Source organism: Acidovorax bellezanensis (genome assembly GCF_025421555.1).
In the GTDB taxonomy this organism is placed as follows: domain Bacteria; phylum Pseudomonadota; class Gammaproteobacteria; order Burkholderiales; family Burkholderiaceae_C; genus Comamonas; species Comamonas bellezanensis.
In genome coordinates this window covers 99,661-125,261 of record NZ_JAODYH010000007.1, presented here as the reverse complement: position 1 = coordinate 125,261, position 25,601 = coordinate 99,661, and the positions used below count along the sequence as shown (strand labels likewise).

22 protein-coding genes are annotated in these 25,601 nt (G+C 64.8%); 9 read left to right on the top strand and 13 right to left on the bottom strand.

What is annotated here, in order from left to right; all coding sequences use genetic code 11:
• Positions 1-5 precede the first annotated feature (5 nt).
• Positions 6-1,292 carry an arsenic transporter gene (locus N0K08_RS14605; protein ID WP_261501123.1) on the bottom strand — a complete coding sequence of 429 codons (1,287 nt, stop codon included), beginning with the start codon at positions 1,290-1,292 and terminating at the stop codon, positions 6-8.
• A 5-nt stretch (positions 1,293-1,297) separates the two neighbouring features.
• Positions 1,298-1,627: an ArsR/SmtB family transcription factor gene (locus N0K08_RS14600; RefSeq protein ID WP_261501122.1), complete on the bottom strand. Its 330-nt coding sequence runs from the start codon at positions 1,625-1,627 to the stop codon at positions 1,298-1,300.
• A 101-nt stretch (positions 1,628-1,728) separates the two neighbouring features.
• Between N0K08_RS14600 and N0K08_RS14595 the strand changes: the two genes are divergently transcribed.
• Positions 1,729-2,238 (top strand): nucleoside deaminase, encoded by a 510-nt coding sequence (locus N0K08_RS14595; RefSeq protein ID WP_261501121.1) that lies wholly within the window; start codon positions 1,729-1,731, stop codon positions 2,236-2,238.
• 207 nt (positions 2,239-2,445) lie between these two features.
• Here the strand turns inward: N0K08_RS14595 and N0K08_RS14590 are convergent, their stop codons facing one another.
• The 6 genes from N0K08_RS14590 to N0K08_RS14565 form a co-directional block, all read right to left on the bottom strand.
• On the bottom strand, positions 2,446-3,108 hold the full coding sequence (locus tag N0K08_RS14590) for a class II aldolase/adducin family protein (RefSeq protein ID WP_261501120.1): 663 nt from the start codon (positions 3,106-3,108) through the stop codon (positions 2,446-2,448).
• Complete coding sequence (gene otnK / locus N0K08_RS14585; protein WP_261501119.1) at positions 3,105-4,367, bottom strand: 3-oxo-tetronate kinase; 1,263 nt, start codon at positions 4,365-4,367, stop codon at positions 3,105-3,107. The genes N0K08_RS14590 and otnK overlap by 4 nt, the downstream gene beginning before the upstream one ends.
• A 58-nt stretch (positions 4,368-4,425) precedes the next feature.
• On the bottom strand, positions 4,426-5,916 hold the full coding sequence (locus N0K08_RS14580; RefSeq protein ID WP_261501118.1) for a tripartite tricarboxylate transporter permease: 1,491 nt from the start codon (positions 5,914-5,916) through the stop codon (positions 4,426-4,428).
• A gap of 15 nt (positions 5,917-5,931) precedes the next feature.
• Positions 5,932-6,411, bottom strand: coding sequence for a tripartite tricarboxylate transporter TctB family protein (locus N0K08_RS14575; protein WP_261501117.1), 480 nt, complete (start codon positions 6,409-6,411; stop codon positions 5,932-5,934).
• Between the two features lie 85 nt (positions 6,412-6,496).
• A complete protein-coding gene (locus tag N0K08_RS14570) occupies positions 6,497-7,507 on the bottom strand; it encodes a Bug family tripartite tricarboxylate transporter substrate binding protein (RefSeq protein ID WP_261501116.1) in 1,011 nt (336 codons plus the stop codon).
• A 60-nt stretch (positions 7,508-7,567) separates the two neighbouring features.
• On the bottom strand, positions 7,568-8,962 hold the full coding sequence (locus N0K08_RS14565) for an NAD(P)H-dependent oxidoreductase (RefSeq protein WP_261501115.1): 1,395 nt from the start codon (positions 8,960-8,962) through the stop codon (positions 7,568-7,570).
• A 149-nt stretch (positions 8,963-9,111) separates the two neighbouring features.
• Between N0K08_RS14565 and N0K08_RS14560 the strand changes: the two genes are divergently transcribed.
• Entirely contained in the window at positions 9,112-9,840 is a 729-nt protein-coding gene (locus N0K08_RS14560; RefSeq protein ID WP_261501114.1) for a GntR family transcriptional regulator, read from the top strand.
• Here N0K08_RS14560 and N0K08_RS14555 read toward each other — a convergent pair.
• On the bottom strand, positions 9,837-10,358 hold the full coding sequence (locus N0K08_RS14555) for a DUF2726 domain-containing protein (protein ID WP_261501113.1): 522 nt from the start codon (positions 10,356-10,358) through the stop codon (positions 9,837-9,839). The two genes, N0K08_RS14560 and N0K08_RS14555, sit on opposite strands and share 4 nt — an antisense overlap.
• 274 nt (positions 10,359-10,632) lie before the next feature.
• On the opposite strand from N0K08_RS14555, the gene N0K08_RS14550 reads away from it, so the two are divergent.
• The 5 genes from N0K08_RS14550 (at position 10,633) to gloA (ending at position 16,310) form a co-directional block, all read left to right on the top strand.
• Positions 10,633-11,112 carry a sigma-70 family RNA polymerase sigma factor gene (locus N0K08_RS14550; RefSeq protein WP_261501531.1) on the top strand — a complete coding sequence of 160 codons (480 nt, stop codon included), beginning with the start codon at positions 10,633-10,635 and terminating at the stop codon, positions 11,110-11,112.
• Positions 11,113-11,114: 2 nt separating this feature from the next.
• Positions 11,115-12,068, top strand: coding sequence for a FecR domain-containing protein (locus tag N0K08_RS14545; protein ID WP_261501112.1), 954 nt, complete (start codon positions 11,115-11,117; stop codon positions 12,066-12,068).
• Between the two features lie 147 nt (positions 12,069-12,215).
• Positions 12,216-14,636, top strand: coding sequence for a TonB-dependent siderophore receptor (locus N0K08_RS14540; RefSeq protein WP_408642963.1), 2,421 nt, complete (start codon positions 12,216-12,218; stop codon positions 14,634-14,636).
• 6 nt (positions 14,637-14,642) lie between these two features.
• On the top strand, positions 14,643-15,827 hold the full coding sequence (locus tag N0K08_RS14535; RefSeq protein WP_261501110.1) for a PepSY-associated TM helix domain-containing protein: 1,185 nt from the start codon (positions 14,643-14,645) through the stop codon (positions 15,825-15,827).
• A 69-nt stretch (positions 15,828-15,896) separates the two neighbouring features.
• Positions 15,897-16,310, top strand: coding sequence for a lactoylglutathione lyase (gene gloA / locus N0K08_RS14530; RefSeq protein WP_261501109.1), 414 nt, complete (start codon positions 15,897-15,899; stop codon positions 16,308-16,310).
• A 27-nt stretch (positions 16,311-16,337) separates the two neighbouring features.
• On the opposite strand, the gene N0K08_RS14525 is transcribed toward gloA, so the two are convergent.
• A complete protein-coding gene (locus tag N0K08_RS14525) occupies positions 16,338-17,234 on the bottom strand; it encodes a LysR family transcriptional regulator (protein ID WP_261501108.1) in 897 nt (298 codons plus the stop codon).
• A gap of 95 nt (positions 17,235-17,329) precedes the next feature.
• Here N0K08_RS14525 and glaH point away from each other — a divergent pair, with 95 nt between their 5' ends.
• Together glaH and N0K08_RS14515 are read left to right on the top strand one after the other, a co-directional pair.
• On the top strand, positions 17,330-18,262 hold the full coding sequence (glaH, locus tag N0K08_RS14520; RefSeq protein ID WP_261501107.1) for a glutarate dioxygenase GlaH: 933 nt from the start codon (positions 17,330-17,332) through the stop codon (positions 18,260-18,262).
• A gap of 94 nt (positions 18,263-18,356) precedes the next feature.
• Positions 18,357-19,613: an alpha-hydroxy acid oxidase gene (locus N0K08_RS14515; protein WP_261501106.1), complete on the top strand. Its 1,257-nt coding sequence runs from the start codon at positions 18,357-18,359 to the stop codon at positions 19,611-19,613.
• 113 nt (positions 19,614-19,726) lie between these two features.
• On the opposite strand, the gene N0K08_RS14510 is transcribed toward N0K08_RS14515, so the two are convergent.
• From N0K08_RS14510 to N0K08_RS14500, 3 genes are read right to left on the bottom strand one after another with little or no spacing between them, the layout of a single operon-like run.
• Positions 19,727-20,464 carry a hypothetical protein gene (locus tag N0K08_RS14510; protein ID WP_261501105.1) on the bottom strand — a complete coding sequence of 246 codons (738 nt, stop codon included), beginning with the start codon at positions 20,462-20,464 and terminating at the stop codon, positions 19,727-19,729.
• Between the two features lie 45 nt (positions 20,465-20,509).
• On the bottom strand, positions 20,510-21,760 hold the full coding sequence (locus N0K08_RS14505; RefSeq protein ID WP_261501104.1) for a hypothetical protein: 1,251 nt from the start codon (positions 21,758-21,760) through the stop codon (positions 20,510-20,512).
• A 37-nt stretch (positions 21,761-21,797) separates the two neighbouring features.
• Complete coding sequence (locus N0K08_RS14500) at positions 21,798-25,523, bottom strand: tubulin-like doman-containing protein (protein WP_261501103.1); 3,726 nt, start codon at positions 25,521-25,523, stop codon at positions 21,798-21,800.
• Between the last annotated feature and the right edge of the window lie 78 nt (positions 25,524-25,601).

Here is a 25,601-nt window from a genome sequence, read left to right as displayed (position 1 = left end):
GGGCGTCAAACCAGCGTCAGCCGCAAGGCCAGCGCCGCCAGGGTCAGGGCCAGCACCGGCACCGTCAGCACCGCGCCGACCTTGCAGTAATAGCCCCAGCCGATGCGTGTGCCCTTGCTGGCGAGCACATGCAGCCACAGCAAGGTGGCCAGACTGCCGATGGGCGTGATCTTGGGCCCCAGGTCGCAGCCGATGATGTTGGCGTAGACCATGGCGTGGCGGACAGCGCCGGTGGCGGTGGACGCGTCTATGGACAGCGCACCGATCAACACCGTCGGCATGTTGTTCATGACAGAGGACAGCAGGGCGGCCAGAAAGCCCGTGCCCAGTGCCGCGCCCCAGACACCGCCTTGCGCAAAGACATCGAGCAGCGCGGCGATGTGGTTGGTGAGCCCTGCGTTGCGCAGCCCGTACACCACCAGGTACATGCCCAGAGAGAACACCACGATGTGCCAGGGCGCGCCGCGCAGCACGCGGCGCGTGTGGATGACATGGCCCCGCGCGGCAACGGCCAGCAAAATGGCGGCGCCCACGGCGGCCACCACACTCACTGGAACGCCCAGGGGCTCGAGCGCGAAAAATCCCACCAGCAGCAAAACCAGCACCACGCAGCCGGCGCGGAAAGTGGCCCGGTCGCGGATGGCCTGGGCCGGCAGCTGGAGCTGGGCCAGGTCGTAGCGCACGGGGATGTCCTTGCGAAAATACCACCACAACACCGCCAGGCTGGCCGCCACGGCTGCCAGGTTGACCGGCACCATCACGGCCGCGTATTCGGCGAAGCCGATGTCAAAGTAGTCCGCGGACACGATGTTCACCAGGTTGGACACGATCAAGGGCAGGCTGGCCGTGTCGGCGATGAAGCCCGCGGCCATGACAAAGGCCAGCGTCGCTCCGGGCGTGAAGCCCAGTGCCAGCAACATGGCCATCACGATGGGCGTGAGAATCAGCGCTGCACCGTCATTGGCAAACAGGGCCGAGACCGCGGCGCCCAGCAGTACCAGCAAGGCGAACAGTTTGGGACCATGGCCGCCGCCCCAGCGCGCCACGTGCAGCGCGGCCCATTCAAAGAAGCCGGCCTCGTCCAGCAGCAGGCTGATGACGATGATGGCGATGAATGTGGCCGTCGCATTCCAGACGATGGCCCAGACCACCGCAATATCGGACAGTTGCACCACGCCGAGCAGCAGTGCCAGCCCGGCGCCCAGCGATGCGCTCCAGCCTATGCCCAGGCCGCGCGGCTGCCAGATCACCAAAAGCAAGGTGAAAACGAAAATCAACAAGGCGGTCAGCATGGTGTTCAGTCCTGACCGCAGCAGGGCTCGCTCAGCGCCACTTCACAGGGCTGGCCCTGGCAGCAGTTTTCGCTCAGATAGGCCAGCAGGCCGCCCATGCGGCTGAAGTCCGCGCGGTAAATCAGGTTGCGGCCCTGGCGCTCCTGCGTCACCAGGCCGGAATGCACCAATTCCTTCAAGTGAAAAGACAGGCTGGTGGCCGGAATTTCCAGTGCCTGGGCCAAGGCGCCAGGTGTCAGGCCCTGTGCTCCGGCGACCACCAGGCTGCGAAACACCCGCAAGCGCACGGCTTGGGCCAAGGCCATCAGGCTGCGAACAACATCATTTTCTTCCATACTTCAATGATAGTTGAATAATTGATTCAATGGGCATTCTGCCGCTTGCACAAGGGTTGAATCGCATGGCGGCTGGCACGCAAACTGCTACGGCTTTTGTCATGATCCACCCCTTTGCCCCCAGCAGCCTGCGCCCCACGCCAGAGCAGATAGAGCGCCATTTGCGCCGCACCATGGAAGTCGCCGAACGCGCCGTCAGCATGGGTCGTCACCCTTTCGGTGCCATCCTGGTCGCGCCCGACAACGAAACCGTGCTCATGGAGCAGTGCAACATCGACAGCGTGAACCATGCCGAGTCCACGCTGGCGCGCACCGCGGCCAGCAGTTACCCGGCCGACTATCTATGGAGCTGCACGCTCTACACCTCGGTCGAGCCCTGCTGCATGTGCGCCGGCACAGCCTACTGGGCCCATATCGGGCGCGTGGTGTTCGGCATGACCGAGCAGGCCTTGCTGCAGCACACGGGCAACCATGGTGAGAATCCGACCATGAGTGTGTCTTCGCGCTATGTGTTCGATCACTGCCAGAAAGCCGTCGAGCTCATTGGCCCCGTGCCTTCGCTGGAGGCGGAGATTGCCGCGCAGCAGCAGGCGTTCTGGGCGCGGCGCTGAATGGCCAAGCCCATGAAAACAGGCAGTCTGCCCCTTGCCAGTGCACCGGATCAACTGGCCGCCGGTGGCGTGGCCTTGCAGCAGGTCTGGGGGCGGCCTGCACTGCCTGCTGCTTTCAATGTGCGCCCTGTCCGGCTCACCGAAGCGCCCCCGCCACCGCCTGCGCCGTCGAAGCCTTGGAGCTGGCCCAAGATCTGAGCCCCGCCCTTACCAGCGCGCGCCAAACGTGCTGCGCAGTCCGTCGATCTGGGCTTCGCTCAGCGGCGCGGCGCCCGGCTGCAGGCAGTGGAGCTTGGCCGTTTCCTCCAGTTCTTCCAGCACCGCCATGGCGGCTGCCGGCGTGTCGTGCCAGACGTTCGGCCCGAGGCGCTCGAGCATGACGGCGCGCACCGGCGTGCCGGCCTGGGCGTAGCGGGTGATGGCCTGACTGACCAGCTCCGCCGCGGCCAGCGCGCCGGGCGCATGGTAGGGAATCAGCGGCACATGGCCGACTTTCATCACGAAGTAGGGCGTGATGGGCGCGAGCAATTCCGCGCCGCCAGGCTGCAGGCTCGCGGCCACGCAGTAGGTCGAGTGGGTGTGGATCACGCAGGCCGTGCGGGCGTCCACGGCGCGGGCCGCCTGGTAGATGCGCTGGTGCAGCGCAATCGTCTTGCTCGCCTTGGCGCCGCTGGTCTGCACCAGTTGGGCATCCAGGCGCGCCAGCTGCGCCGGGTCCAGCGTGCCCAGGCAGGCGTCGGTGGGCGTGATGAGAAAGCCGTCGTCCAGGCGTACGCTGATGTTGCCGGCCGTGGCGTGCACGTAGCCGCGCTCGAACAGGCTGCGGCCTATGCGGCAGATTTCTTCGCGGGCCCGGGCTTCGGCGCTCATGCGAGCACTCCGAAGGCCTTGCTGAAGAAGTCTTCGCTGCCGAAATTGCCCGACTTGAGCGCCAGGTGCAGGCCGGGTGTGCCCGGGGCATGGCACCACGGCACGCCCGGATCGATCTGCGCGCCGATCTGCAATTGCGCGATACCCAGTGCCTGGACGCAGGCGCCCGAAGTTTCGCCGCCGGCCACCACCAGCTGCTGCACGCCGCGCTCGACCAGGCCGCAGGCGATGCGCGCGATCGTGCGCTCGACCATGGCGCCCGCGGCCTCCACGCCCAGCTGCTCCTGCACGCCCTTGACGGCGCCGGCATCGGCGGTGGAATAGATCAGCACCGGGCCGTCGGCCAGCAGCGGCTCGGCCCAGGCCAGGGCCTGTGCCGCCACGTCTTCGCCCGCCGCGATGCGCACGGGATCCAGGGCCAGGGCAGGGCGGCCGCCGGCAATGAAATGCGCGACCTGGGCATTGGTCATGCGCGAGCAGCTGCCCGACACCACGGCGCGCAGGCCCTGGGCTGGCGGCAGCGTACCGGCCTGGGGCGAGGCCTGGATGCCGAAGTTCTGCGGCAGGCCGATCGCCAGACCCGAGCCGCCGGTCACCAATGGCAGGCCGGCAAAGGCCGGGCCCATGCGCAGCAGATCCTCATTGCTCACGGCATCGACGATGGCAATGCCCACGCCTTCGGCCTGCAGATCCGCCACTCTGGCGGCGATGGCCTCGGCACCCGCGCCCACCGTGCGATGGTCGATCAGGCCCACGCGCCGCGCGGTCTGCGGCTGCAGCACGCGCAGCAGATTCGGGTCCGCCATGGGCGTGAGCGGGTGGTTTTGCATGCCGCTCTCGTTGAGCAGCACGTCGCCCACGAACAGATAGCCCTTGAACACCGTGCGCTGGTTGTCGGGAAACGCCGGCGTGGCCACGGTGAAACTCGTGCCCAGGGCCTGCATCAGCGCATCCGTCACCGGGCCGATATTGCCCTCGGGCGTGCTGTCGAACGTCGAGCAGTACTTGAAGTAGATCTGGCGCGCGCCCGCGGCCCGCAGCCAGTGCAGCGCCTGCAGCGACTCGGCCACGGCCTCGGCCACCGGTGCGGTGCGCGACTTGAGAGCGACCACCACCGCATCCACATCGGCGGCCAGCGGCTGGCTGGGCACGCCAATGGTCTGCACCACGCGCATGCCGGCGCGCACCAGGTTGTTGGCGAGATCGGTGGCACCAGTGAAGTCATCGGCAATGGCGCCGAGCAGGAGTTTCTGGGTCATGACAAAAGAGATCTGAGAAAGACAAAAGGCTGCGCATGGCCGGCATGCGCAGCGTGGATCAGCGCCGACGCTTGAACAGCTTGCCGACGAAGCCCCAGGCCAGCAGGATCAAGGCCATGCTGGTGATGGTGCCGACCAGGCCGTTGCCGAAGAACACGCTGAGCGCGCCATCGGACAGCAGCATGGACTGGCGGAACGCGTCTTCGGTCTTGTCGCCCAGCACCATGGCCAGGATCAGCGGGGCAATCGGGTAGTCGAGCTTCTTGAACACGTAGCCGATCACGCCAAAACCCAGGGCCAGGTAGACGTCGAACATCTTCCCGCCTATGGTGTAGGCGCCCGTGAGGCACACCACGATGATCACCGGGCCGATGATGGAGAACGGCAGGCGCAGGATGGAGGCGAAGAACGGAATCGTCGCCAGCACCAGCACCACGGCCACGATGTTGGCCAGGTACATCGAGGCGATCAGTCCCCAGACGAAGTCCGGCTGCTCGATGAAGAGCATGGGGCCGGGCTGCAGCCCCCACATCATCAAGCCGCCCATCATCACCGCGGCCGTGGCCGAACCGGGCACGCCCAGTGCCAGCATGGGCAGCAGCGCCGAGACACCGGCGGAGTGGTCGGCGGCCTCGGGCGAGACCACGCCTTCGGGCTCGCCCTTGCCGAAGTTCGCGCCGCGCTTGGAAAAGCGCTTGGCAATGCCATAGGACATGAACGAAGCCGCCGTCGGGCCGCCCGGCGTGATGCCCATCCAGCAGCCGATGACCGTGGAACGCACCAGGGCCACCATGTGCTGGGGCATTTCCTTGATGGTCTGCCATACCACGCGCCAGCTCATCTTGGCCTTGAGGCCTTCGAACTTGAGGCCGTCTTCCACCGTCACCAGCAGTTCACCGATGCCGAACAGGCCGATCACCGCCGCCAGGAAGGAAATGCCGCCGACCATGTTGTCGCTGCCGTAGGTCAGGCGCATCTCGCCCGAAATGGTGTCCATGCCGACGGTGGCCAGCACCAGGCCGATCACCAGCGAGGCCAGGGTCTTGAGCGGCGCGCCGCCACTCATGCCCACGTAGGAGCAGAACGTCAGCAAGTAGATGGCGAAGTACTCGGGCGGGCTGAAACGCAGCGCGAAGTCGGCAATCGTGTTGGCGATCAGCGTGACGACGATGATGCCGGCCATGGCGCCAAAGCCAGCGGCAAGAAACGCCGTGGCCAGGGCCTTGGACGCATCGCCCTTGCGCGCCATGGGGTAGCCGTCAAAGGTGGTGGCCACGGACGAGGGCTCGCCCGGGATGTTGAACAGGATGGACGTGGTGGAGCCGCCAAACAGCGCGCCCCAGTACATGGAGGACAGCAGGATGATGGCCGACACCGGCGGCATCATGAAGGTCAGCGGCAGCAGCAAGGTCACGCCGTTGGGCGCGCCCAGGCCGGGCAGCACGCCGACGAGAATGCCCAGCAGCACGCCGCCGCACATCAGCAGCACGTGGTAGAGACTGAAAGCGGTCTCGAAACCGCCCATCAGGTTGTGGATTTGGTCGAACATGGGTCGGCAGCTTTCTCAGATATAGCCCAGCGATTGCTCGATCGGCCCTTTGGGCAGCGGCACCTGGAACCAGAGCTCGAAAACGCCAAAGAACACGGCCATGGCGATGACGCCGATGGCCACGGATTTCACGATGGGGAAGGGCCCGTGCACGCGGGCCATATAGATCAGGTACAGCGCGCCGGCAACGTAGGCACCGACCCATTGCATGGCCAGCACAAACACCACGGACGGCGCGAACACCGAGAAGCTGCGCTTGAGCTGCTGGGCATCGGCGAAGATATCCGGCTTGCGCGCCAGCAGGCTTTGCACCAGCAGGCCCAGGGCAATCAGGCCCAGCAGGATGCCCAGGCGCAGCGGGAAGTAGCCCGACTGCGGTCCCGTGCTGCTCCAGCCAGTGTCGAGCTGCAGGCTTCCAAGGATGATGAACAGCGCGAACACTGCGATCACCACCGCAACAACCAGCTCCATGGTCTGGCGATTGACTTTGCTCATAGCGAAAATCCTCAGGAAACCGCACCCCGCCGCTGGCAGGGTGCGGTGAATCGGTATCAGGCGCTCAGGCACCCATGCGCAGGGATCAGTCCTTCACCAGCCAGCCGTCCTGGCCGAACTGCTCGCGGTGGACCTTGATGTCCGCGGTCACATAATCCTTGAGCTTGCCGCCCACCAGGAACATGTCGCTTTGCGTGCCGCGGGCCAGCCAGGCTTTCCATTCGGGCTTCTGGCGCACCTGGTCCAGCAGGTTCTCGTAGAACTTGACCTGTTCGGGCTTCACGTCATCGGCCAGCCATACCGTGCGCGGCATGTGGAAGGCGTCCACCGGGATGCCGGCGTCCTTGCAGGTCGGCAGATCGCCAAAGCCTTGCTCGGCCGTGACTTTCTCCTTCGAGTCCAGGCGCTTGGCCGAGAACACGCACAGCGGGCGCACCTTGCCGGCGCGCCAGTGGGAGGCGCTCTCCGAAGGGTTGTTGGTGTTGGCATCGACGTGCGCGCCCGAAAGCTGCACCGCCACTTCGCCGCCGGACTTGAACGGCACATAGGTCATCTTCACGCCCGTGGCCTGCTCGATCTTGCGGGTGAGAATGTGGTCCGTGTCCTTGGACTGGGCACCGGCCATCTTGAAACGCCCATTCTTGGCGCGTGCATCGGCGATCAGGTCGGCGGCGTTCTTGTACGGCGCATCCGTGTGCGTCCAGAGCACGAACTCATCGGCGGCCATCACCGCCAGCGGCGTGACGTCGTCGATGGTGTAGCCCACCTTGGTGATCATGGGCATCAGATAGGCCAGGTTGGTGGAGAACACCACCTTGTTGGCATCGCCTTTTTGCGACTTGGCGTAGACAAACGCTTCGGTGCCCGCGCCGCCGCTCTTGTTGCTGACCACCACCGGCACGGGCAGCAGCTTGTACTTCTGGACAATGGTCTGCACGACACGCGCGAACTGGTCCGTGCCGCCGCCGGGGCCGGCGGACACCACAAACTCCACGGGCCGGTTCGGAGCCCAGTCGGCCGCTGTTGCCGGCAGTGCGAAGGCGCAGCCCGCGAGCGCAAGGGCCAGTGTCTGAAGGGATGGCTGGATGGACGTCATTGCTTGTCTCCTTTGATTTTTTGTGGAAATGAAGTGTCTAGCGCCTGGGGGTCCAGGCGCTCAAACGCTGGGGCCGAAGAACGCCCGGTCCTGCTGCAGGCGCAGGCGCAGGAGTTCCGAATCGGCTTCGATGGCGATGTCATCGAAACAGATGAGTGCACCTGGCGCCACGTCCCGCACGAGGCGGCGGTTGGACACCAGGTAGAAAGGCGCGGGCACGCCCGGGGCCAGGGCCGCGGCCGGCACCAGCTCCGAAGCCAGGCCGCTGATGCTGTGGTGGTGGCCGCCCATTTGCAGCACCGTTCCGGCCTTGAGCGCTTCGGTGGCGCGCGCCACCAGATCGAGCACCGGGCGCGGTGCTTCGGCGCCGCTGGAGGCACCATGCACCACGGCATCCAGCACACTGGTCGCGGCCTCGAGTCCCAGCAGGTGGCGCGGAATGAAGACCATGGCGCGCGAGCCGTCCAGGCTCACCACATGGCCCTTGCCGGTCAGCAGCTCCCAGGTTTCCTTGTCATTGCAGCGGATGATCACGAACACGCCGCCCGCAAAGCTGATTTCGCCGGGCGCGCGCAGGCAATGGAACACGTCCAGCGTCTGCTTGCCGGCCAGCACGCCGCCTTCGGCGCTCTGGGCGAAAAACTCCGGCACTTCGGGAATGCGCGCGATGGGGGCGTGCAGGCCGGGCGTATCGGCCAGAAATCCCGTGGAATTGGCGACCACCTGCAGTTCGCACAGATCCGGCACGGCGCGCTGGGGCAGGGCGCTGCAGGATTGCGAGCGGGCGGCGGCGATTTCCGTGGACGCGCGGCCGGCGAGCTGCCAGTGGGCGGCGAAATCGGGGATCTCCACGCTCACGCCGTTGCTGCTCATCTTGCCGGTGGCGGCATCGAAGACGAAGTCATACTCGCTGGCCTTGCCCGCGGCCAGCACTTCAAAGCCCAGGGTCTGGGCCCAGGTGATGAGGCCGATCAAAAGCGCCGGCTGGTCGCCATCCACAGGCGTGACCACCCGGCCGCGCTCGCGCGCCAGGCGCGACAATTCGGGGCCGACCACGCTGTCGACTTCCTTGGACGCCAGGGCCACGTGGCAGTTGGCCTCGATGGCCAGGCGCGCATGGCGCGCACCGGCTTCGGGGTTGCCCGTGGCTTCGATGACCAGATCGATAGGCAGATCGAGCACCAGCGTCAGGTCGCGAATCGCCAGGTACTGGCCTTGCTCCCAGGCGGCTTGCGCTTGGGCAGGGCTGGTCACGACCGCAATCTGTTCGGCCGGTATGCCCACGGACAGCAAGGCCTTGAGCGCCGTATCGGTGTCCACGTCCATGGCGATGCGGGCATTCACCAGCGGCATGCGCAGGGACTGGGCGAGGAAGCTTCGACCAAAGCCTCCGCTGCCGATGACACAGGTTTCGACAGGACGTTGGGCTTGGGCGTAGTGGCGCAGGTAGTTCATGATGACGACTTGAAGATCAAAAGGCCCGTGTTGCACGTGGCCGTGTAAAAAACCTTGCAAACTTGCATGCAATCCAAACAATTATCGCTAGTTTAAACAAAAAATTTCTTTAAACTTCATAAATTGCATGCAATCAACATCACCACACGATGACGGACAACCCTAAAAGTGCCACCACCCGAGGCAGCGGAACCCTGCTGGTCGCCGACCGCCTGCGCGAGCTCATCGTCTCGGCCGACCTCAAGCCCGGCGAGCGCATCTCCGAACGCCTGATGTGTGAAAAGATGGAAGGTGTGTCGCGCACGCCTTTGCGCGAAGCCTTCAAGGTGCTCGCGGCCGAAGGGCTGGTGACCATACTGCCCAACCGCGGCGCCATCGTGACCGCGCTGTCCATGGAAGAGATCGCCGCCGCCATCGAAGTGCTGGTGGGCCTGGAAGCCCTGGCGGCGGAGCGCGCCTGCGAGCGCATCACCGACGCCCAGATCGCCGAAGTCGTGCAATTGCATGCAAAGATGGAAGAGGCGTTCGCCGCCGGCGAGCTGATGCCGTACTTTCGCCTGAACCAGGCGATCCACCAGCACATCGTGGACGCCGCCGGCAATCCCGTGCTCTCGCGCATTTACGCCGTGGAGTGCAAGCGCATCCAGCGCTACCGCTACGCCGGCAACCTCGAACCCCAGCGCTGGGCCAGCGCCGTCGAAGAGCACCGGGCGATGCTGCAGGCCTTGCGCAATCGCTCAGGCGCCGTGCTGCGTGAAATGCTGCGCGAGCACCACCATCGGGGCTGGGCGACTTCGAGCGCCGTATTGCAAAAAGACTGGCCTGCCGAGGAGGTCACCAAACGCCGGCCCAGCCGCAAAAGCGCGGCGGTGGGCTAGACGGCGGGAGCGTCCTTCAAGACAGGCGGTTGTGCTGTCATGGGCGTAGCGTTCTCATTGGGAGCGAAATCCAACCGCACACGGTCCAGGTCGGGAACGTTGGAATATCGCAAAACGCGATAGCCGGCATCCGTGAGCAATGTGTCGCGAGCGCTGTCCTTGGCGGCTTTGTCCTTGTGGCTCGCATCGTCCAGCTCGATGACCGCCAGCACCTGGAAGGCCTTGTCGCAGACCACAAAGTCGGCGGTCTTGCGATCGAAGGTATTGCGCGCTGCCTGCGCACGGGCCGTCAACAAGGCGCCGAAGCTCACTTGCGCAAGGATGACGAAATCCGGCAGCGCATGGACCAGCCGATGGTGCATGGCTTGTTCACGCTCTGTCAGCAACTGCCTGCGCCGTGGGCGCTCGGTCGTTTTGCGTTTCCCGGTGTTCGCGGAAGCAGCCGCTTTCTTGAGAACCTGTGCGGCCACCGCCAGCCCCAGAAAAACCACGACGATGACGATCAGCGAAGTATTCATGTCTCCCTCCTTGTTTTGAAGGGAGTGTCGCACGCTGGGGCAGGCGTGGCCCGTCACTCAGGTGGATGGTGTTCTACTGCAAATACCACTTAACATAATATACATCGTATCTATTAATTGAAACGAGCAGAAAGAGCCCGCTCCAGACCTCTCAGCTTCAGTCTGCAAATGCGAATGACTATCAGTTGTATAGAATGCTGCAACTTATCGCCACATCGAGAAAAGGCCCGTGACCCCATCGACCGACAACGCCGCCAGTCTTGCGCTGGGCAGCATGTACGTGCAGCACAACCATTGGCTGGTCGCGTGGCTGCAGCGCAAGCTCGGCAATCGCAGCGATGCAGCGGATCTGGCCCAGGACACCTTCACGCGCATCTGGGCTGGCGGCAAAACGGATTCCATCGAGGAAATACGTGAGCCCAGGGCCTATCTGACGACCGTGGCCAAGCGCTTGCTGGTCAATCATCTCGAACGCCGCTCGCTGGAGCAGGCTTATCTGGCCTCCTTGCATCTGTTGCCGCAGGCCCATGGGCTGTCGGTGGAAGACCGGGCCATTCTGCTGGAGACCTTGCAGGAGCTGGATGCACTCCTCGATGCCTTGCCGGCCAAAGTACGCACGGCATTTCTCCTGTCCCAGCTGGAAGGCATGTCCTATGAGGAAATCGCCGCCAAGCTGCAGTTGAGCGTGCGCACCGTGACCCGCTACATGGCACAGGGCTTTCGCCAATGCCTGCAAGTGATGCTCAACGCCTGACCATGTCTGTTGCCGACCCACGCATTCTCGACGAGGCCGCCCAATGGCTGGCCCGCAGACATGCCTCTGACTTCAGTGAAGTCGAGCAGGCCGCTTTGGCCCGTTGGCGCAGCCAGAGCAGTCAGCATGAACATGTGTGGCAGCGTGCGCAGCAATTGCAAAGCCACATGGGCAAGCTGCCCTCGGCCGTCGGCATGGCGGTGCTGAACCGCCCTCGCCTGTCGAATTCGCGTCGCCAGCTGTTGCGCGCAGCCGCTTTCCTGGTCACGACTCCGGCGCTGGGATGGTTCACCTACCAACACATGCCCTGGCACAGCTGGACGACCGACTACCGTACAGCCACGGGCGAACGGCGCGCGTTCACGCTGGCCGATGGCAGCCGGGTGGAACTCAATACGGCCTCGGCCATCAGCGTGCGCATGGACCGCGAGGCAAGGCGCATCCGACAGCACACGGGCGAGATACTCGTGCAGACCTCGCACGCACCGGAGTTTGCCAGCCAGCCCTTCATCGTGGAGACGACGCACGGCCAGATGCAGGCACTGGGCACCCGATTCATTGTGCGCAAGCACGAGCACAGCACCACGCTGTCGGTGCTGCAAGGCGCGGTGCGCGTGACGCCCGCATTCTTCGCCACGCCCACGGTGGTGAATGCCGGAGAGCAGCTGCGTTTCGACGGCCATGGCAGCCGCCCGGACGTGCCGCTTGAAACCCAGCCGGACGCCTGGACGCTGGGCGTGCTTTATGCGCAGGACATGCGGCTGCAAGACTTCCTGGCAGAGGTCGGCCGTTATCGCGAAGGCATTCTGCGTTGTGACGCCGACATCGCCGATCTGCGCGTTTCGGGCACCTACCAGCTGGGCGACACGGACCGCATCCTGGCGCTGCTGGAGCAGACCTTGCCGGTGCGCGTGCACCAACACACGCGGTATTGGGTGGCTATCACCCGCCGCTGAAATTTTTTCTCCATCGCTGTCCTGTTTTTCGCCCTCGCCTGTCATGGCTTGTGAAGTCCATTCTTTTGACAGTTACGGGAATCCAACGACATGCACACCAGCCCTTTGCGCGCGACGGCCCTGGCCGCCCTCACCTTCACCACGGCGATGCTCTTGCAGGCGCCTGCGGTGTATGCCGCCGAACCCGCCACCCACGGTGCGCAAAAGACCTACCAGGTTCAGGCCGGGCCGCTGGGTCCCGCGGTGATGGCGTTTGCCGCGCAGGCCGGTGTCAACCTCAGCGTGGACTTGAAGCAGCTCGGCGGGATGAGCGCGCGCGGCTTGTCGGGCAAATTCTCCATTGACGGCGGTTTTGCCCATTTGCTCGAAAACACTGGGTTTGGCGTGCGCCAGGTGAGCCCAGGCAGCTATGTGCTGGAGCCGCTGTCCGCGCCCGCCGCCAAGTCTGCGGAAGTGCCCGCTTCAAGCACCGCGCGGGATGGGGCTGAGCTGGGCGCTGTCACGGTCACGGCACGCACGCAGAACAACCTCGTGGCGCCCTCCCGCCAGATCACCACTCTCGACGCCGAGGAAGTCCAGCAACTGCGACAAGGCTCGGACAGCCTGGCCACCATGCTCAGCAAAGTCGTTCCCGGCATGGCGGACTCCAGCCATACCATCACGGACTATGGCCAAACGCTGCGTGGTCGCAACATGCTGATCTTGGTCGATGGCATCCCGTTGAACACCAATCGCGACTCGTCGAGAAACCTCGCCAACATCAATCCGGCGGACATAGCGCAGATCGAAGTGCTGCGCGGCAGCAGCGCCATCTACGGCAGCGGCGCGGCGGGCGGCATCGTCTCGGTGCGAACCAAGCGCCCGTCAGGCGAGACCAAGGCGGAAACCATAGTCACGGGGTCCACCCCGCTCTACCACCCCAAAGGCGCGGGAATCGGCGGCGAAGTACAGCACTACCTGTCGGGCGGCGGCGAGGTCGTCGACTATTCGGTGAGCCTGGGTGCCAAGCATGTCGGGGGTTCCTTCGATGCCAAGGGCAATCGCATTGCCCCGGAACCGAGCCAGGGCGACCTTTTCGACTCCAACATCTACAACGCATCGGCCAAGATCGGCTTCAAGCTCGATGCCGACCAGCGCTTGCAGTTCTCGGCGAGCCATTACAACGCCAACCAGGACACGGACTACGCGTCCGACCCCTCGGTGGCGCGCCTGCCCGCGGGCTCGGCGGCCGCCAGGCCCATCAAGGGCCTGGTGCTTGCCGATCAAAACCAGATCAAGAACACCATGCTGGGACTCGACTACGAGAACCGGAACATCGCTGGCAGCACGCTGGCCGCTCAGCTCTACTACCGCGACTTCCATACGCGCTTTGCGCCGTTCGACGCCCGCGCGGTGCCGGTGCGCGGCGCGAATGTGGACCAGTCCATGCAAAACTCCGATGTCTTTGGCGGGCGTCTGACCCTCAAGACGCCGCTGGGCAAGGACAAGGACACGCTGCTGATCTGGGGCGCCGACTTCAACCATGAGCGCACCGACATGCCCATCGACATTTTCGATCCCAAGGTCTATGACGCCACGGGCGGGCTTGTTTTTCAGAAGATCGGCCGCCTGATCTACATGCCGCCGGTCACCACCCGCAGCCTGGGCGCCTTTGCCCAGTTGCAGCACAAATTCAACGAGCAGTGGTCGCTGGAGGGCGGCGCGCGCTATGACCGGGCACAGGCCAGCTTCAACGACTTCACGCCGCTGTCCCAGTCGAAAGTGCCCAGCCCCCAATCCGTGGCCGGCGGCACCGTCAAATACGATGCCTGGACCTACAACCTCGGCACGGTTTTCAACCCGGTCAAGGGCCAGGAAATCTACGCTTCCTACAGCCAGGGCTTTGAACTGCCGGATATCGGCGTGGTGGTGCGCAATGCGACCCTGGGTTTCAACATCGGCAATTCCAACCTGCAAGCGGTCAAGACCAACACGGTGGAAATCGGCTGGCGCGGGAAGTTCGCCAACCTGCTCGCCAACCTGGGCGGCTTTCAGTCGCAGTCCGATCTGGGTGCGGTCCAGAGCTTCAACAACGGGCTCACGCTGCTGCGCACCAAGGAGAAAATCCACGGCATGGAGGGCGGCCTGGACTACTTCAGCGATGACGACCATTGGAGCGCAGGCGGCAGCTTCACCTGGATGAAGGGTCGCGAACGGCTGCAAACGGCCAGCAACTACCAGGGCATGACGGGCTTTCGCATTCCTCCGCTCAAGCTCACCGCCTATGTGGAATACCGGCCCAATGCGCGTTGGAGCCACCGTCTCCAGGCAACTTCCTACGCCGGCAAGGACTACCGCCTGGATGGCAAGACCAGCTTCGGCCGCTACGACACCCGCGGCTACACCACGGTGGACCTGATCAGCCAATGGAAAATCGACCCCAAGAACCGCGTCTCCGTGGGCGTGGAAAACCTCTTCAATCGCAACTACTTCCCGCTTTACAGCCCGCTGCTGCGCAGCAACAACAACACCAGCCGTCTGCCCGCGGCCGGTGCGGTGCTCAGAGTCAGCTACGCCCACACCTGGTGATACGCGATGCGAGGCCTGCTCCGCAGGCTGCACCGCTGGTGCGGCCTGGTCATCGCGGTTCTTCTTCTGGCGTGCAGCGTCACGGGCAGCATCATCGCGTTCGAGCATGAGCTGGACGCGGCGCTGAACCCCGGGCTGTTTCGCACAGGCAACCTGCAGCCGGCGCTGCCGCCCAACGCCTTGATTGCGCGTGTCGAAGCGCAGGACCCGCGCATCCGCGTGACGCAGCTGCCGCTGGACACCCGGCCGGGCCAGGCAAGCGAGTGGCATGTGCAGGCACGGGAGTTGCCGGCAGGCGCCACGGCCGGCCTCGGCTTCGACCGCCTGTTCGTCGCCCCCTCCTCCGGTCGGGTGCTCGGCGCGCGCCAATGGGGTGCCTGGCAATGGGACCGCGCCCATTTGCTGCCCTGGCTCAACCGGTTCCACCGCACGCTGACCCTGCCGGGCAGAATCGGCAACCAACTGCTGGGAGCCATGGCCATTCTCTGGCTGCTCCTGTCACTCAGCGGCCTGGTGCTGACGCTGCCGGCACGCTGGTCGAACTTCTGGAGCCGCTGGAAGCCTGCATGGCAACTCAAGGCCGGCGCCAAAGGCTTCCGGCTCGTGAACGATCTGCACCGTGCCATGGGCTTGTGGGTACTGCCGCTGGCCTTGTGCACGGCCTTCACCGGCATCTACCTCAACCTGGGCAATGAAGTCTTCAAGCCCGTTGCCAGCCTGTTCGGTCCCATTTCACCCCACCCCGTCGCGACCCTGGCGCAGCTGGGCGCTCCCCGTCCCAGCAGCGCCATACTCTCGCCCGAGCAGGCGGTGCAGGCCGCGCGCGGCTTGCTGCCCGACGCCGCGCAGGACTATGTTCCTTGGTACATGGGACACCTGGCGCCACGGGGCGCCTACCGTGTGGCCTTCAAGGAGCCGGGCATGCGCGAGCAGGCCTTGCGCGTTCGCTACGAACAGGTGTTCATCGACGACCAGACGGGGGAGCTGCTGGGCCGTTTCGGCTACCTCAGCGGCACCGCCACCGACCGCTTCCTGGTCTGGATGTATCCCCTGCACTCCGGCAAATCCTGGGGCCTGGCGGGGCGCCTGCTGATCAGCCTGAGCGGACTGGTCATTGCACTGCTGTGTATCACCGGCATGCTGCGCTGGGTGAAAAGGCGAAACATGGGCAAGCCCACGCCGCGCGGTTGATGGCGCCGCCGATATCCCTATGGCGGTTGCCCGCCTGCAAGGCAGTGCATCTGGCGGCACAATTGGGGCATGAGATTTCTACACACGATGCTGCGCGTTGGCAACCTTCAACGCGCTATTGATTTTTATACCAACGTGCTGGGCATGCAGTTGCTGCGTACTTCGGAGAACACCGAGTACAAGTACTCGCTGGCCTTCCTGGGCTTCGAAGGTGGCAATCCGGCCCAGGCCGAGATCGAGCTGACCTACAACTGGGGCACGGAAAGCTACGACCACGGCACGGCTTACGGCCATATCGCCTTGGGCGTGCCCGACGCCTACGCGGCTTGCGCCAAGATCAAGGCCGCGGGCGGCAATGTGACGCGCGAAGCCGGCCCGGTCATGGGCGGCAGCACCGTGATCGCGTTTGTGACCGACCCTGACGGCTACAAGATCGAGCTGATCCAACGTGCCGCCGATGCGGCCGGCGGCGGCTTGCGCTGAAGCCTTGAACGCCGCGCCCTGCCCGCCTCATTCGGGGTGCAGGGCGCGCGCGGCGGCGACAAAGGAGCGAATCGCTGGCGAATGCTCTCTTTTGCGATACGCCAGGGCCAGGTGCCCCAGTTCATGAAAATCGCTGATGGGCCGGAACGCCACGCCGGGCTGGCCGAACAGCCGTATCGACTCGGGCACGATCACCACGCCATAGCCTGCGGCAGCCAGGCTGGTGGCGGTGATGAAATCATTGACGTGGTATTCGGCCGTCACGGGAAAGCCGGCGGCGGACGCCAGGCGCGCCAGCACTTCGGAGAAGCCTTCCGACTCGTTGAACTGCGGTGCGATGAAAGTCTGGCCCTTGAGGTCAGACGACTGCACGGCGACTTGCCGTGCCAGCGCGTGCGATTCGGGCATGGCCACCATGAACGGCTCACTGTGCACGATCATCGCTTCCACGCCGTCGGGGTACTGGCGCCGAGGCCGCACCAGGCCGACATCAATTTCGCCCGTATCGATGGCATTGAGCTGCTTGGGTGTTTCCATGGCGATGACCTGCATGCGCACCTGTGCATGGCTGGCACGAAAGTCTCCCAGCAGCCGGGACAATAGCCCGGACGTCACGGCCGAGGCGACATAACCCATGCGTATATTGCCGCTGAGTCCGCGCGCCGCCAGCAGGCCGACCTGCTCCGCGCGCTCTATGTGGCGCAGCGCCGCGACCGCTTCGGCATACAGCATGGCGCCAGCGTCCGTGAGCGCAATCGGCTGGCGCTTGTTGCGCAGAATCAGGCGCACCCCCAGCTGCTGCTCCAGTTGCTGCACCTGCACGCTGACGGCCGATTGCGCCACGCCCAGGCGGTCCGCCGCACGGGAGAAGTGCAATTCCTCCGCCACGGCGACGAAATATTGAAGCTGTCTATGGGTCAGCATTTGATATTGAAATCAGATAAAAGATTCTATTTACCCCTCTGGATCATATCAACGCATTGCGATTCAATCGAGACTTCGTTAAAGGAAGCCTTCACATGAACGCCCCCACTGCATCCAAGTACCTGGCCAACCCGGCCGCCGCCACCTACTCCATCGCTCCCCACCCTGAGCACCCCCGGCTCTTGCACATCACCGTGAACCAGGATGCGCTGCAAGGCTTTCTGGACGACGTGCGCCACATCGACGTGCAGAACCTGGAGTACGTGTCCTTCATGCGCTTTCATCTGGCTGACGCGCTGGAAAACCGCATGGGCAAGGAGTTCGCGGACAAGCTGGTGGCCATCACCAAGGACCGCAACCACGGCGGTTTCACCATTGGCGTGCAAGGCCTGACCGAGGACAGCGCCGACTACGTGCGCTTTGGCACGGCCATCGGCCACATCCTGGGCCCGGGCAACCACGACTCCATGTCCGGCACCTACTACGCGCGCTTTGTGGTCAAGCACACGGACTCCAGCGATTCCTACCTGCGCCAGGCCTACCGCCTGTTCACCATGCATACCGACGGCACGTTCGTCACCGAAGCCACCGACTGGCTGCTGATGATGAAGTTCGATGAAAAGAACGCCGTGGGCGGCGAGTCGCGCTTCCTGCACCTCGATGACTGGGCCGAGTGCCAGCGCTTTGCCATGGACCCGCTGGGCTCCAAGCCGCTGCTGTACAAGTCCCCCGGCTCGAAGAACGTCAACGACCGCGTGGAACGCCCCGTGTTCTTCCACGGCGAGTTCGGCCTGTCGATGTCCTTCATCGACCAGTTCGTTCAGCCCGCCAATCGCGACGAAGCCGCGTACCTGAAGGCGCTGTCGGAGTCCATGGAAGCCTCGAGCGGCACCAAGACCGTGGGCCTGCCCACGGGTGACCTGGTGGTGCTGAACAACTACTTCTTCGTGCACGGCCGTGCGCCATTCGAAAAGAATGAGCTCCTGCACCGCGAGCTGATGCGCCAGCGCGGCACGTTTGCGCGCTAATATTCGCCACCTGCCCGCGTGATGCCTGACTTGTGCCAAGCCCAAGTCAGGCATTTATCGTTTTGCCCGCTTTTCTTGATGATTGCCTTCTCCGATGCGCACTGATCTCCAACTTCCGCCCACCTCCCCTGCCGCGCCTGCAGCCACGCAGGCTGCCTATGGCAAGCGCGTGGGCCTGCCGCGTCGCCTGCAGCGCATTCTGTCGCTGGACGACTTCGAAACCGCTGCACGGCAACATCTGCCGCGTCCGTTGTTCGGATACATTTCGGGCGCCGCGGAGGACAATGTTTCGCTCAATGCCAACCGCACTGCGTTTGGCGACTACAGCTTTCTCACCAAGGTGATGGTGGACGTGTCCCACCGGACGCAGAAGACCACCGTCTTCGGCGAGAGCTATGCCTCGCCTTTCGGTGTAGCGCCGGTAGGCATCAGTGCCATCTCCGCCTACCGCGGCGATCTGGTGCTGGCGCAGGCCGCGGCGAACGCGGGCATCCCGGCCATCATGAGCGGCACTTCGCTCATCAAGATGGAAGATGTGTACCAGGCAGCGCCCTCCACCTGGTTTCAGGCCTATCTGCCTGGGGATGCCTCGCGCGTTGACGGACTGATCGACCGGGTGAAGGCCGCGGGATTCAAGACGCTCGTGGTCACCGTGGACATTCCGGTGTGGGCCAACCGCGAAAACAATGTGCGCACGGGCTTTTCCATGCCGCTGCGCCCTTCCCTGAGCCTGGCCTGGGACGGCATGGTTCGCCCGCGCTGGCTGGTGGGCACTTTCCTGCGCACGCTGGCCTTGCACGGCATGCCCCATTTCGAGAACTCGTTCGCCACGCGTGGCGCGCCCATGCTGTCGAACTCCGCGATCCGCGACACCACGGGCCGCGACCACCTGAACTGGCAGCATCTGCAAGCCATTCGCCAGCGCTGGTCGGGCAACCTGGTGATCAAGGGCATCCTGAACGAGCACGACGCGCAGCGGGCGGTGGACATCGGTGCCGACGGCATCATCGTTTCCAACCATGGCGGAAGGCAGCTCGATGGCGCTGCGTCGCCGCTGGTGGTGCTGCCACGCATCGTCGACGCCGTAGGCCACAAGACGGTGGTGATGATGGACAGCGGCGTACGCCGGGGCAGCGATGTGCTCAAGGCCGTGGCGCTGGGCGCGCAGATGGTGTTCCTGGGCCGGCCTTTCATGTATGCGGCGGCCGTGGGCGGAATGCAAGGCGTGGAGCACGCCATCAGCCTGCTGCGCGACGAAGTCGATCGCAACATGGCCATGCTGGGCGCCTGCTCGGTACCGGAAGTCACGCCGGAGTGCCTGCTGTACAAAGGTCAGGTCATGGGACAGTAAGAACGACGCGCCCCAAACAAAAAACCTCCTCGGGTGAACCGGGGAGGTTTTTTTGCTTGGTTCCGCAAATCTGGACAGATCAGATAGGCGTTCTTTCCCTGGGCTGATCCAGTTCAGCGCTGGGCAAGCTGAATGATCTGCGGCATGTCGTCCACCAGGACCACGCGTGCCGACAGGTCGCGCTTGGCGACCAGTACTTCGTTCACGTACAGCTGCGTCTTGACCGGGTACACGCCTTGCGAAACGCCCTTGGGCAGGTTCAGTTCGAACGAGTTTTCATAGCGGCCGCCGCTGGTGGCCTGGAACTGCTTGGACTTGGGGTCGTGGTTGATCTGCTGGCCATCGGGCGTGTAAAGCACCAGTTCTTCGCGCACCGACTGCACGGGCTGCTTCTGGCCGTTGACCACTTCCACCACGGAGGCGATCTTGAAAGGCTGGCCGCGCTGGATCTTCGCGGAATCGACCTGGGCGGTGTAATTGACCACCGTCGGCGTGGCGGGCAAACGGCCGCGGTTCGTGCGGCGGTAGTCCTGCTCCACCTGCATGGCGGTACGGGTCTGCTTGGTCTGCACGTTGTAGGCCAGGCAGCCGGCATAACCCGCGGCGCCGCCCAGGGCCGCGCCCGCAATGGCGCCGTTGCGACCATTGATGGCCGCGCCCAGCAAGGCGCCGATGGCCGCGCCCGCGAGGGCCGTGGTGCCGGCGCTGCAAGGGTCTTCTTCCGCGCGGGCGGTGGTGGGGGTGCTCTCCGCGCCCGCACCAGGACCCTGTGGGACCGAGACGCAGCCGGCCAGCAGCGTCAGTACCGCGCCCAGCGCGACCGTGCGTTGAAAAATGCTTGTATGGCTCATGGAAGGCTTTCTTTTTCTAAAAAAACGACAGGCACTGCGGCCCTCTTACTCAATGACGATGCGGTCGCGCAAATAGCTCATTTCGTGCTCTTTGATGCGGCGCAGCAGGCGTGCGACTTCGGGGTTGCGCGGGTCTATGCGCTGGGCGCTCTCCGCATAGGTCTTGGCCTTGTCATAAAGGCGTTGCTGCATGCTCGCTTCGGCGTCACGGATGAAGCTGCGTAGCAGCTCGGTCTGCGGCGCAGGGGCTGCAGCTGGCACTGGTCGAGCGGCCGCTTCAGCACTTGCCGCCTGGGCCTTGTTCAGCGCGGCGCGCAACTCCGGCAGCTCCGTCGACTCGCGATTGGTCCGGTTCAGCAGGTCAATGCTGGCGCGCGCCAGGCCCAAGGCACCGTCGGCCAGTTGGGCACTCGCATCGGCCGTCGCCTTGTTCGCTATCGCCTGCTTGTCCTCGATCTGCAGCAACAAGCCCTGCGTCTCCCCCCTGTGGTGACAGGCTTCGCCCGCGCGTTGCAGGTTCTGGCGCGCGCTCTCGAGGCGGGCCGTGCGCATCAGATCGGTCGTGAGGCGATTGGAGCCTTCACAAGCGATCCGCTGCTGTGATTCCTGCTGCGCCTGCTGCTGTGCCAACTGGCGGGACTGCTGCTCGGCCTGGGCTTGTGCCTGGAGCTGCGTTTTCAGCAGTGCCTGGGCGCCGCTATCCGTGGTCTTTGCCCGCAGCGCGCGCTGCTTGTCCTTGCAGCTGTCGATGGCTGCCCGGCTGTGCCTACGCGCCTCCTGGGCGTTTTCCTGCTGCATGGCCGACCGGGCCTGGGCCAGCGACAGGTCGCAGTCATCGGGCCCGGAGGGCGTGGGACTCCAGAAAAAATACACCAGGACGCAGGCCGCGGACGCACCCAGGAGCCACTTTTTGCCCGCGATAGTCGGCGGGCGCGGCGCCGGTACAGCGGGCTGGTCCTGCTCCCTTGGCTGGGGCGGAACCGGCGGCACTTCCGGGGCCGGGCGCGGCTGCTTAGGTTTGGGTGGCTTCTTGGACTCGGCCACCTCGGCGGCGGCCTTCCTGAGCGCAGCTTGAATGGCCTCCTTGCTCATCGCTTCAGGTGCGGCCGGCGTAGGCGCAGCCGGCGTAGGCACGGCCTTCGGCAAGGGCGGCGGAACGACCGCCGCCTCGGCCTGGGCAGGCTTGACCGCATCGTCCGCAGCCGCAGCCGCTTGCACCCCACAAAAAGGGCAGTAAGCCACCACGCTCCAGAGCTTCTGGCGGCAGGCGCTGCATTGTTCCACCGGATCTACCACGTCATGTCCTCAATCGAATCCATTGCAATCCATGCACTCATGGCAGAGACGGCATGCCGGGCATCATGGGCATGGCGGGAGGCGCCGACACCAGCGACTGCAGTTCCGGGCTCTGGTTCAGATCCACCCAGGCGCCCCAACCTTCACGCCAGACCTTGGAGCTGGGCTGGATCTGGCCCGTGGACAGCATCTGGCGCAGCATGGCGACCTCAAACGGGCCGTAGGGCTGGCCGTTGACGGCCACGTGGTACTGGTAGGCCGGCACGGGCGGCAGACCGGGCATGGCCGGGGGCATGGCGCCAGGCATGGGAGGCATCGCCGACGGCATGCCAGGCATCATGGCCGCGACCATGCCGGTGGCGGCCAGCTGCTGCTGGGCGTTCAGCACGCGGTCGATCAGGCCAGCCGAGACGGCATCGGCGCGCAGTCGGTATTTCAGGCGCGGGCTTTCGTTGTCCTCGACTTCGCGCACTTCCCAGGCATAGGCATCTTCGTCGGAGAACTCTATGGGTTCGGCCCAGACAGCCAGTTGCTTGCGCAGCAGCTCGGATTGGGCGGTGAGCTCCTCGTCGGACAGGCCGCAGCGGCGAATCCGCGCCTTGAGCTCGTTCTTGACTTCGGCGGCGATGGCACTGGCAAAGCCCTGGTGGGGTTTTTCCACCAGGTTGGAATCCTGGATCAGGCGCGGCGCGTAAACGCTGCGCTCATAGAAGCGGCTCAGGCAGTACAGCGCGACCAGCTCAGGCAGTTTCGCGGCCGTCACACGGTCCTGGGTGCGCGCCGTGATGGCGCTGCGGTAGGCGGGCGGCAGGCCGTTGAGGCGCAGCATGCGCTCGTTGCCGATGCGCCGGCGCTCGCCCTCTTCCACGCTGAACAGGTACTGGCCCGGCGGCACGATGCGCTTTTCCAGCCGCTCGACTTCGCCGATCATCACGGCCTGCAGGTAATGCTTGAAGTCCTCGGCCAGGGTGTTGACTTCATCGGTCGACGGTGCGATCGGGTGGGTGAACTGGCTCAGATCGATGTGGGTGTGCGTCGGGCTCTTGTCGGTTTCCTTGCGGTAGCTGGTGCGCCAGCCTTCGATGCCGCGCAGCACGGTCAGCGGCACGCCGGACAGCTCGCAGTAGCACACGGCCCGGCCTGGCAGGCCGCTTTCCACCACGCTGATCTGGTTGCCCGTCAGGCCCACATGGGTGGGCGCGCAGGCTTCGATTTCGGCGCCGAACTTGCGCATGAACTCGGTCGCGTTGGCCACGCCGATGAAGCACTTGAACTGGTCGGCGTTGACGGCGAAATCACCGCCGAGGTTGCCGTCTATCCACGGCATGGCGCAGTTCAGCAGCTTGGTGAAAATCGCGCTGCGCGCCATGGGGTCGAGCTGCTCCAGCGCGTCGATCAGCGGATCGGCCGGTGCGGCCTCGTTCGTGCCCTGGGCCAGCAGCAGCTGGTTATGCGCCATGCGCAGCACCTTGCCCTGGATGCTGCCGCGCTGGTCCACATCGGTGAGCATGGGGAACAGCAGCTTGGAGCCGCCCAGGTCCTTGAAGGCTTCATCGGCCCATTCGCGCAGCTGCACGGCGCCCGGCATGGCGACCACCTGCTCGGGCGCCGCCAGATCGATCGAGGTGGCGTGCGAGGCGTTCAGGTCCTTTTGCAGAATGTCGTTGGCGCGCTGCAACTGTTCGAGCATGTGCAGCACGGCTTCGCGGCCGGACTGGAACTCGCCGACCAGGCCATTCCACTGGGCCCGGCCCTGGGTGTCTATGCCCGTCTTCTTGCCCAGCCAGGCCGACAGCTCCTGCATCAGCTGCACGGCCTCTTCCGCGGCCTTGGCGCGCAGGTGGAACTTGATGCCGTTGGCGATTTCGGTGCGCAGCTGGTCCATGATCAGGCCGGCCTGCTTTTCGCCGCTGCCGAACAGCCCGCCGCGGGTCTGCGCCAGATTGTCGAGCAGGCGCTCGATCTCGCGGCTGCGCACAACGTCCTTGATTTCGCGGTAGCGCTCGGCGTTCAGGCCCAAGGCGCTCAGCAGGCCCGTGCCGGGCGCTTCCAGCCGGTCCTTGACCTGCTCGACCAGCGACAGCACGTACTCGAGGCCGCCGAACTGCTTGTTGTCCAGATAGCCGTAAAGCTGTTCGCGCACGGTCGTGCGCATCTCGGCGAGCAGCTCGCGGCGGCGCTTGGAGACCCGGTCTTCCGTGGTATCGGCGGCCGAATCCTGGTCGCGCACGGCATCCCGTTCGAGCTGCTTGATCGCGTCGCGCACCTGCGTGGCCCATTCCTTGCGGTCAAAGCCCGAGCGGATGTCGTTGATGCGGTCGTTGACGCGCTGCTCCACGCCGCCCAGCAAGGCACCCTGGTTGTCCTGCAGCAAGTCGTTGACCACGAAGTAATCGATGAACTCGCCGCTGGAGCGCTTGAGCTCTATGCTCTTGTCGGAAAACTCGGGGAAATCGCTGAACGTGGTGGTGCGCAGCGCCAGGTGCGAGGCCATGAACTCGTCGCGCTGCTTGTCGGTCGCGCGGTTGGCGGCGGCATCGCTGGATCCCACGCCGAAGAACGCGCGCAGCATGGCGCCGGCCCATTCGTGGGCGCGCTTTTCGCGGCGCGACTCCTGGCGGGTGTCGAGCACGGACTGGCCGAAGGCCGAGTAGCGCTTGGAGTACGACAGGCGCATGTCGGGGAAACGATTGCGCGGCACCAGGGCGTCGTGCAGGTAATTCTTGTGCTGGGCCTGGTTCACGGCCACCGAGCGCTTGCGGCGCGCGAAATCGCCCGAAGCGAAGTCCTCGAACAGGGAGTCGGCCACCAGGTGGTAGACGTCCTTGAGGTCCTTGGTGTGCTGCTGCGCCAGATTGCCCGAGTCGATCAGGAACACTTCCTTGTAGGGCTCGCGGTCCAGCGTGGGCCGGTCGTGCGGATCCCAGCGGCCGACGAAGGCGCGGTTGCCGCGCATGGCCGATTCCAGCTCCATCAGCGCGGCGTAGCCGTTGGCTTCGGTGCGGTCCTTGCCGGCCTGGTTGTAGCCCGTGGGCATGAACAGCATCAAGTCCACATCGGCCGAACCGACTTCAGTGTCCGCCAGCCAGCGGGCCAGCCAGCCCATGTCCAGGAAGCAGCCCGAACCCGTGCCGCCGGCGACCGAGCCGACGACCACGATGCGGAACTTGCTGCGCTCCATCTTCAGGCCCAGGTGGTTGAGCTGCTGCTCATGGGACAGGCCGGATTTGAGCGTCTTGAGCTTGACGCGGATCTTGTCGCGGATCTTGCTGTACTTGTCGAAGAAGTACATGCGCGAGACCGCGCGGATCTGGCCCGCGCCCTTGCTGGGGTCGATGCCGAGATTGGCGATGACGCCAGGCGTCAGCGGCAGCCATTCCTTGATGTGCGGGTACTTTTCCAGCGCGTCTTCGTCACGGCTGTACTTTTCCATGTCGAAGGTCTCGACGATCTTGTCGTCGTCGCTGAACTTGACCTGCTCGTACTGCAAGTCCTCGCTTTGCGAGCGGCCCGAATCGATGACCGCGCCGCTGTCCAGGTCCAGCTGGATGAACTGGGCCATGGGGAATTCGGTCAGGCTGTCGATGCGCACGCGCCGGCTGGCGCTGCCCCACATATTGTTCAGAATGCGCCGACGCACGCGCATCAGCACTTCCATGCCGGTTCCGCCGACGCCGATAAACAGCGTGGGACGTACATCCATGCGGGTCTCCTGCTTGGGAGCCGCGGCGCTGGTCTGGGTGGAAGTGTTCTGATCGGTCATGGAGTGTGGATCCAAGGCGCGGCGGGAGACCCGCAGCGTCGGTTGAAAGAGAAAGGGCGAGGCGTGGGCTGGCGGCGG

Bases quoted from the DNA above. Each gene is read 5' to 3' on its own strand.
- N0K08_RS14570 (WP_261501116.1), bottom strand. From the start codon at position 7,507: ATGACGTCCATCCAGCCATCCCTTCAGACACTGGCCCTTGCGCTCGCG.
- N0K08_RS14525 (WP_261501108.1), bottom strand. From the start codon at position 17,234: ATGCTGACCCATAGACAGCTTCAATATTTCGTCGCCGTGGCGGAGGAA.
- N0K08_RS14580 (WP_261501118.1), bottom strand. From the start codon at position 5,916: ATGTTCGACCAAATCCACAACCTGATGGGCGGTTTCGAGACCGCTTTC.
- N0K08_RS14575 (WP_261501117.1), bottom strand. From the start codon at position 6,411: ATGAGCAAAGTCAATCGCCAGACCATGGAGCTGGTTGTTGCGGTGGTG.
- N0K08_RS14560 (WP_261501114.1), top strand. From the start codon at position 9,112: ATGACGGACAACCCTAAAAGTGCCACCACCCGAGGCAGCGGAACCCTG.
- N0K08_RS14535 (WP_261501110.1), top strand. From the start codon at position 14,643: ATGCGAGGCCTGCTCCGCAGGCTGCACCGCTGGTGCGGCCTGGTCATC.
- N0K08_RS14540 (WP_408642963.1), top strand. From the start codon at position 12,216: ATGCTCTTGCAGGCGCCTGCGGTGTATGCCGCCGAACCCGCCACCCAC.
- N0K08_RS14515 (WP_261501106.1), top strand. From the start codon at position 18,357: ATGCGCACTGATCTCCAACTTCCGCCCACCTCCCCTGCCGCGCCTGCA.
- N0K08_RS14500 (WP_261501103.1), bottom strand. From the start codon at position 25,523: ATGACCGATCAGAACACTTCCACCCAGACCAGCGCCGCGGCTCCCAAG.
- N0K08_RS14510 (WP_261501105.1), bottom strand. From the start codon at position 20,464: ATGAGCCATACAAGCATTTTTCAACGCACGGTCGCGCTGGGCGCGGTA.
- N0K08_RS14605 (WP_261501123.1), bottom strand. From the start codon at position 1,292: ATGCTGACCGCCTTGTTGATTTTCGTTTTCACCTTGCTTTTGGTGATC.
- otnK (WP_261501119.1), bottom strand. From the start codon at position 4,367: ATGACCCAGAAACTCCTGCTCGGCGCCATTGCCGATGACTTCACTGGT.
- N0K08_RS14545 (WP_261501112.1), top strand. From the start codon at position 11,115: ATGTCTGTTGCCGACCCACGCATTCTCGACGAGGCCGCCCAATGGCTG.
- glaH (WP_261501107.1), top strand. From the start codon at position 17,330: ATGAACGCCCCCACTGCATCCAAGTACCTGGCCAACCCGGCCGCCGCC.
- N0K08_RS14555 (WP_261501113.1), bottom strand. From the start codon at position 10,358: ATGAATACTTCGCTGATCGTCATCGTCGTGGTTTTTCTGGGGCTGGCG.
- N0K08_RS14595 (WP_261501121.1), top strand. From the start codon at position 1,729: ATGATCCACCCCTTTGCCCCCAGCAGCCTGCGCCCCACGCCAGAGCAG.
- gloA (WP_261501109.1), top strand. From the start codon at position 15,897: ATGAGATTTCTACACACGATGCTGCGCGTTGGCAACCTTCAACGCGCT.
- N0K08_RS14590 (WP_261501120.1), bottom strand. From the start codon at position 3,108: ATGAGCGCCGAAGCCCGGGCCCGCGAAGAAATCTGCCGCATAGGCCGC.
- N0K08_RS14550 (WP_261501531.1), top strand. From the start codon at position 10,633: ATGTACGTGCAGCACAACCATTGGCTGGTCGCGTGGCTGCAGCGCAAG.
- N0K08_RS14565 (WP_261501115.1), bottom strand. From the start codon at position 8,962: ATGAACTACCTGCGCCACTACGCCCAAGCCCAACGTCCTGTCGAAACC.
- N0K08_RS14600 (WP_261501122.1), bottom strand. From the start codon at position 1,627: ATGGAAGAAAATGATGTTGTTCGCAGCCTGATGGCCTTGGCCCAAGCC.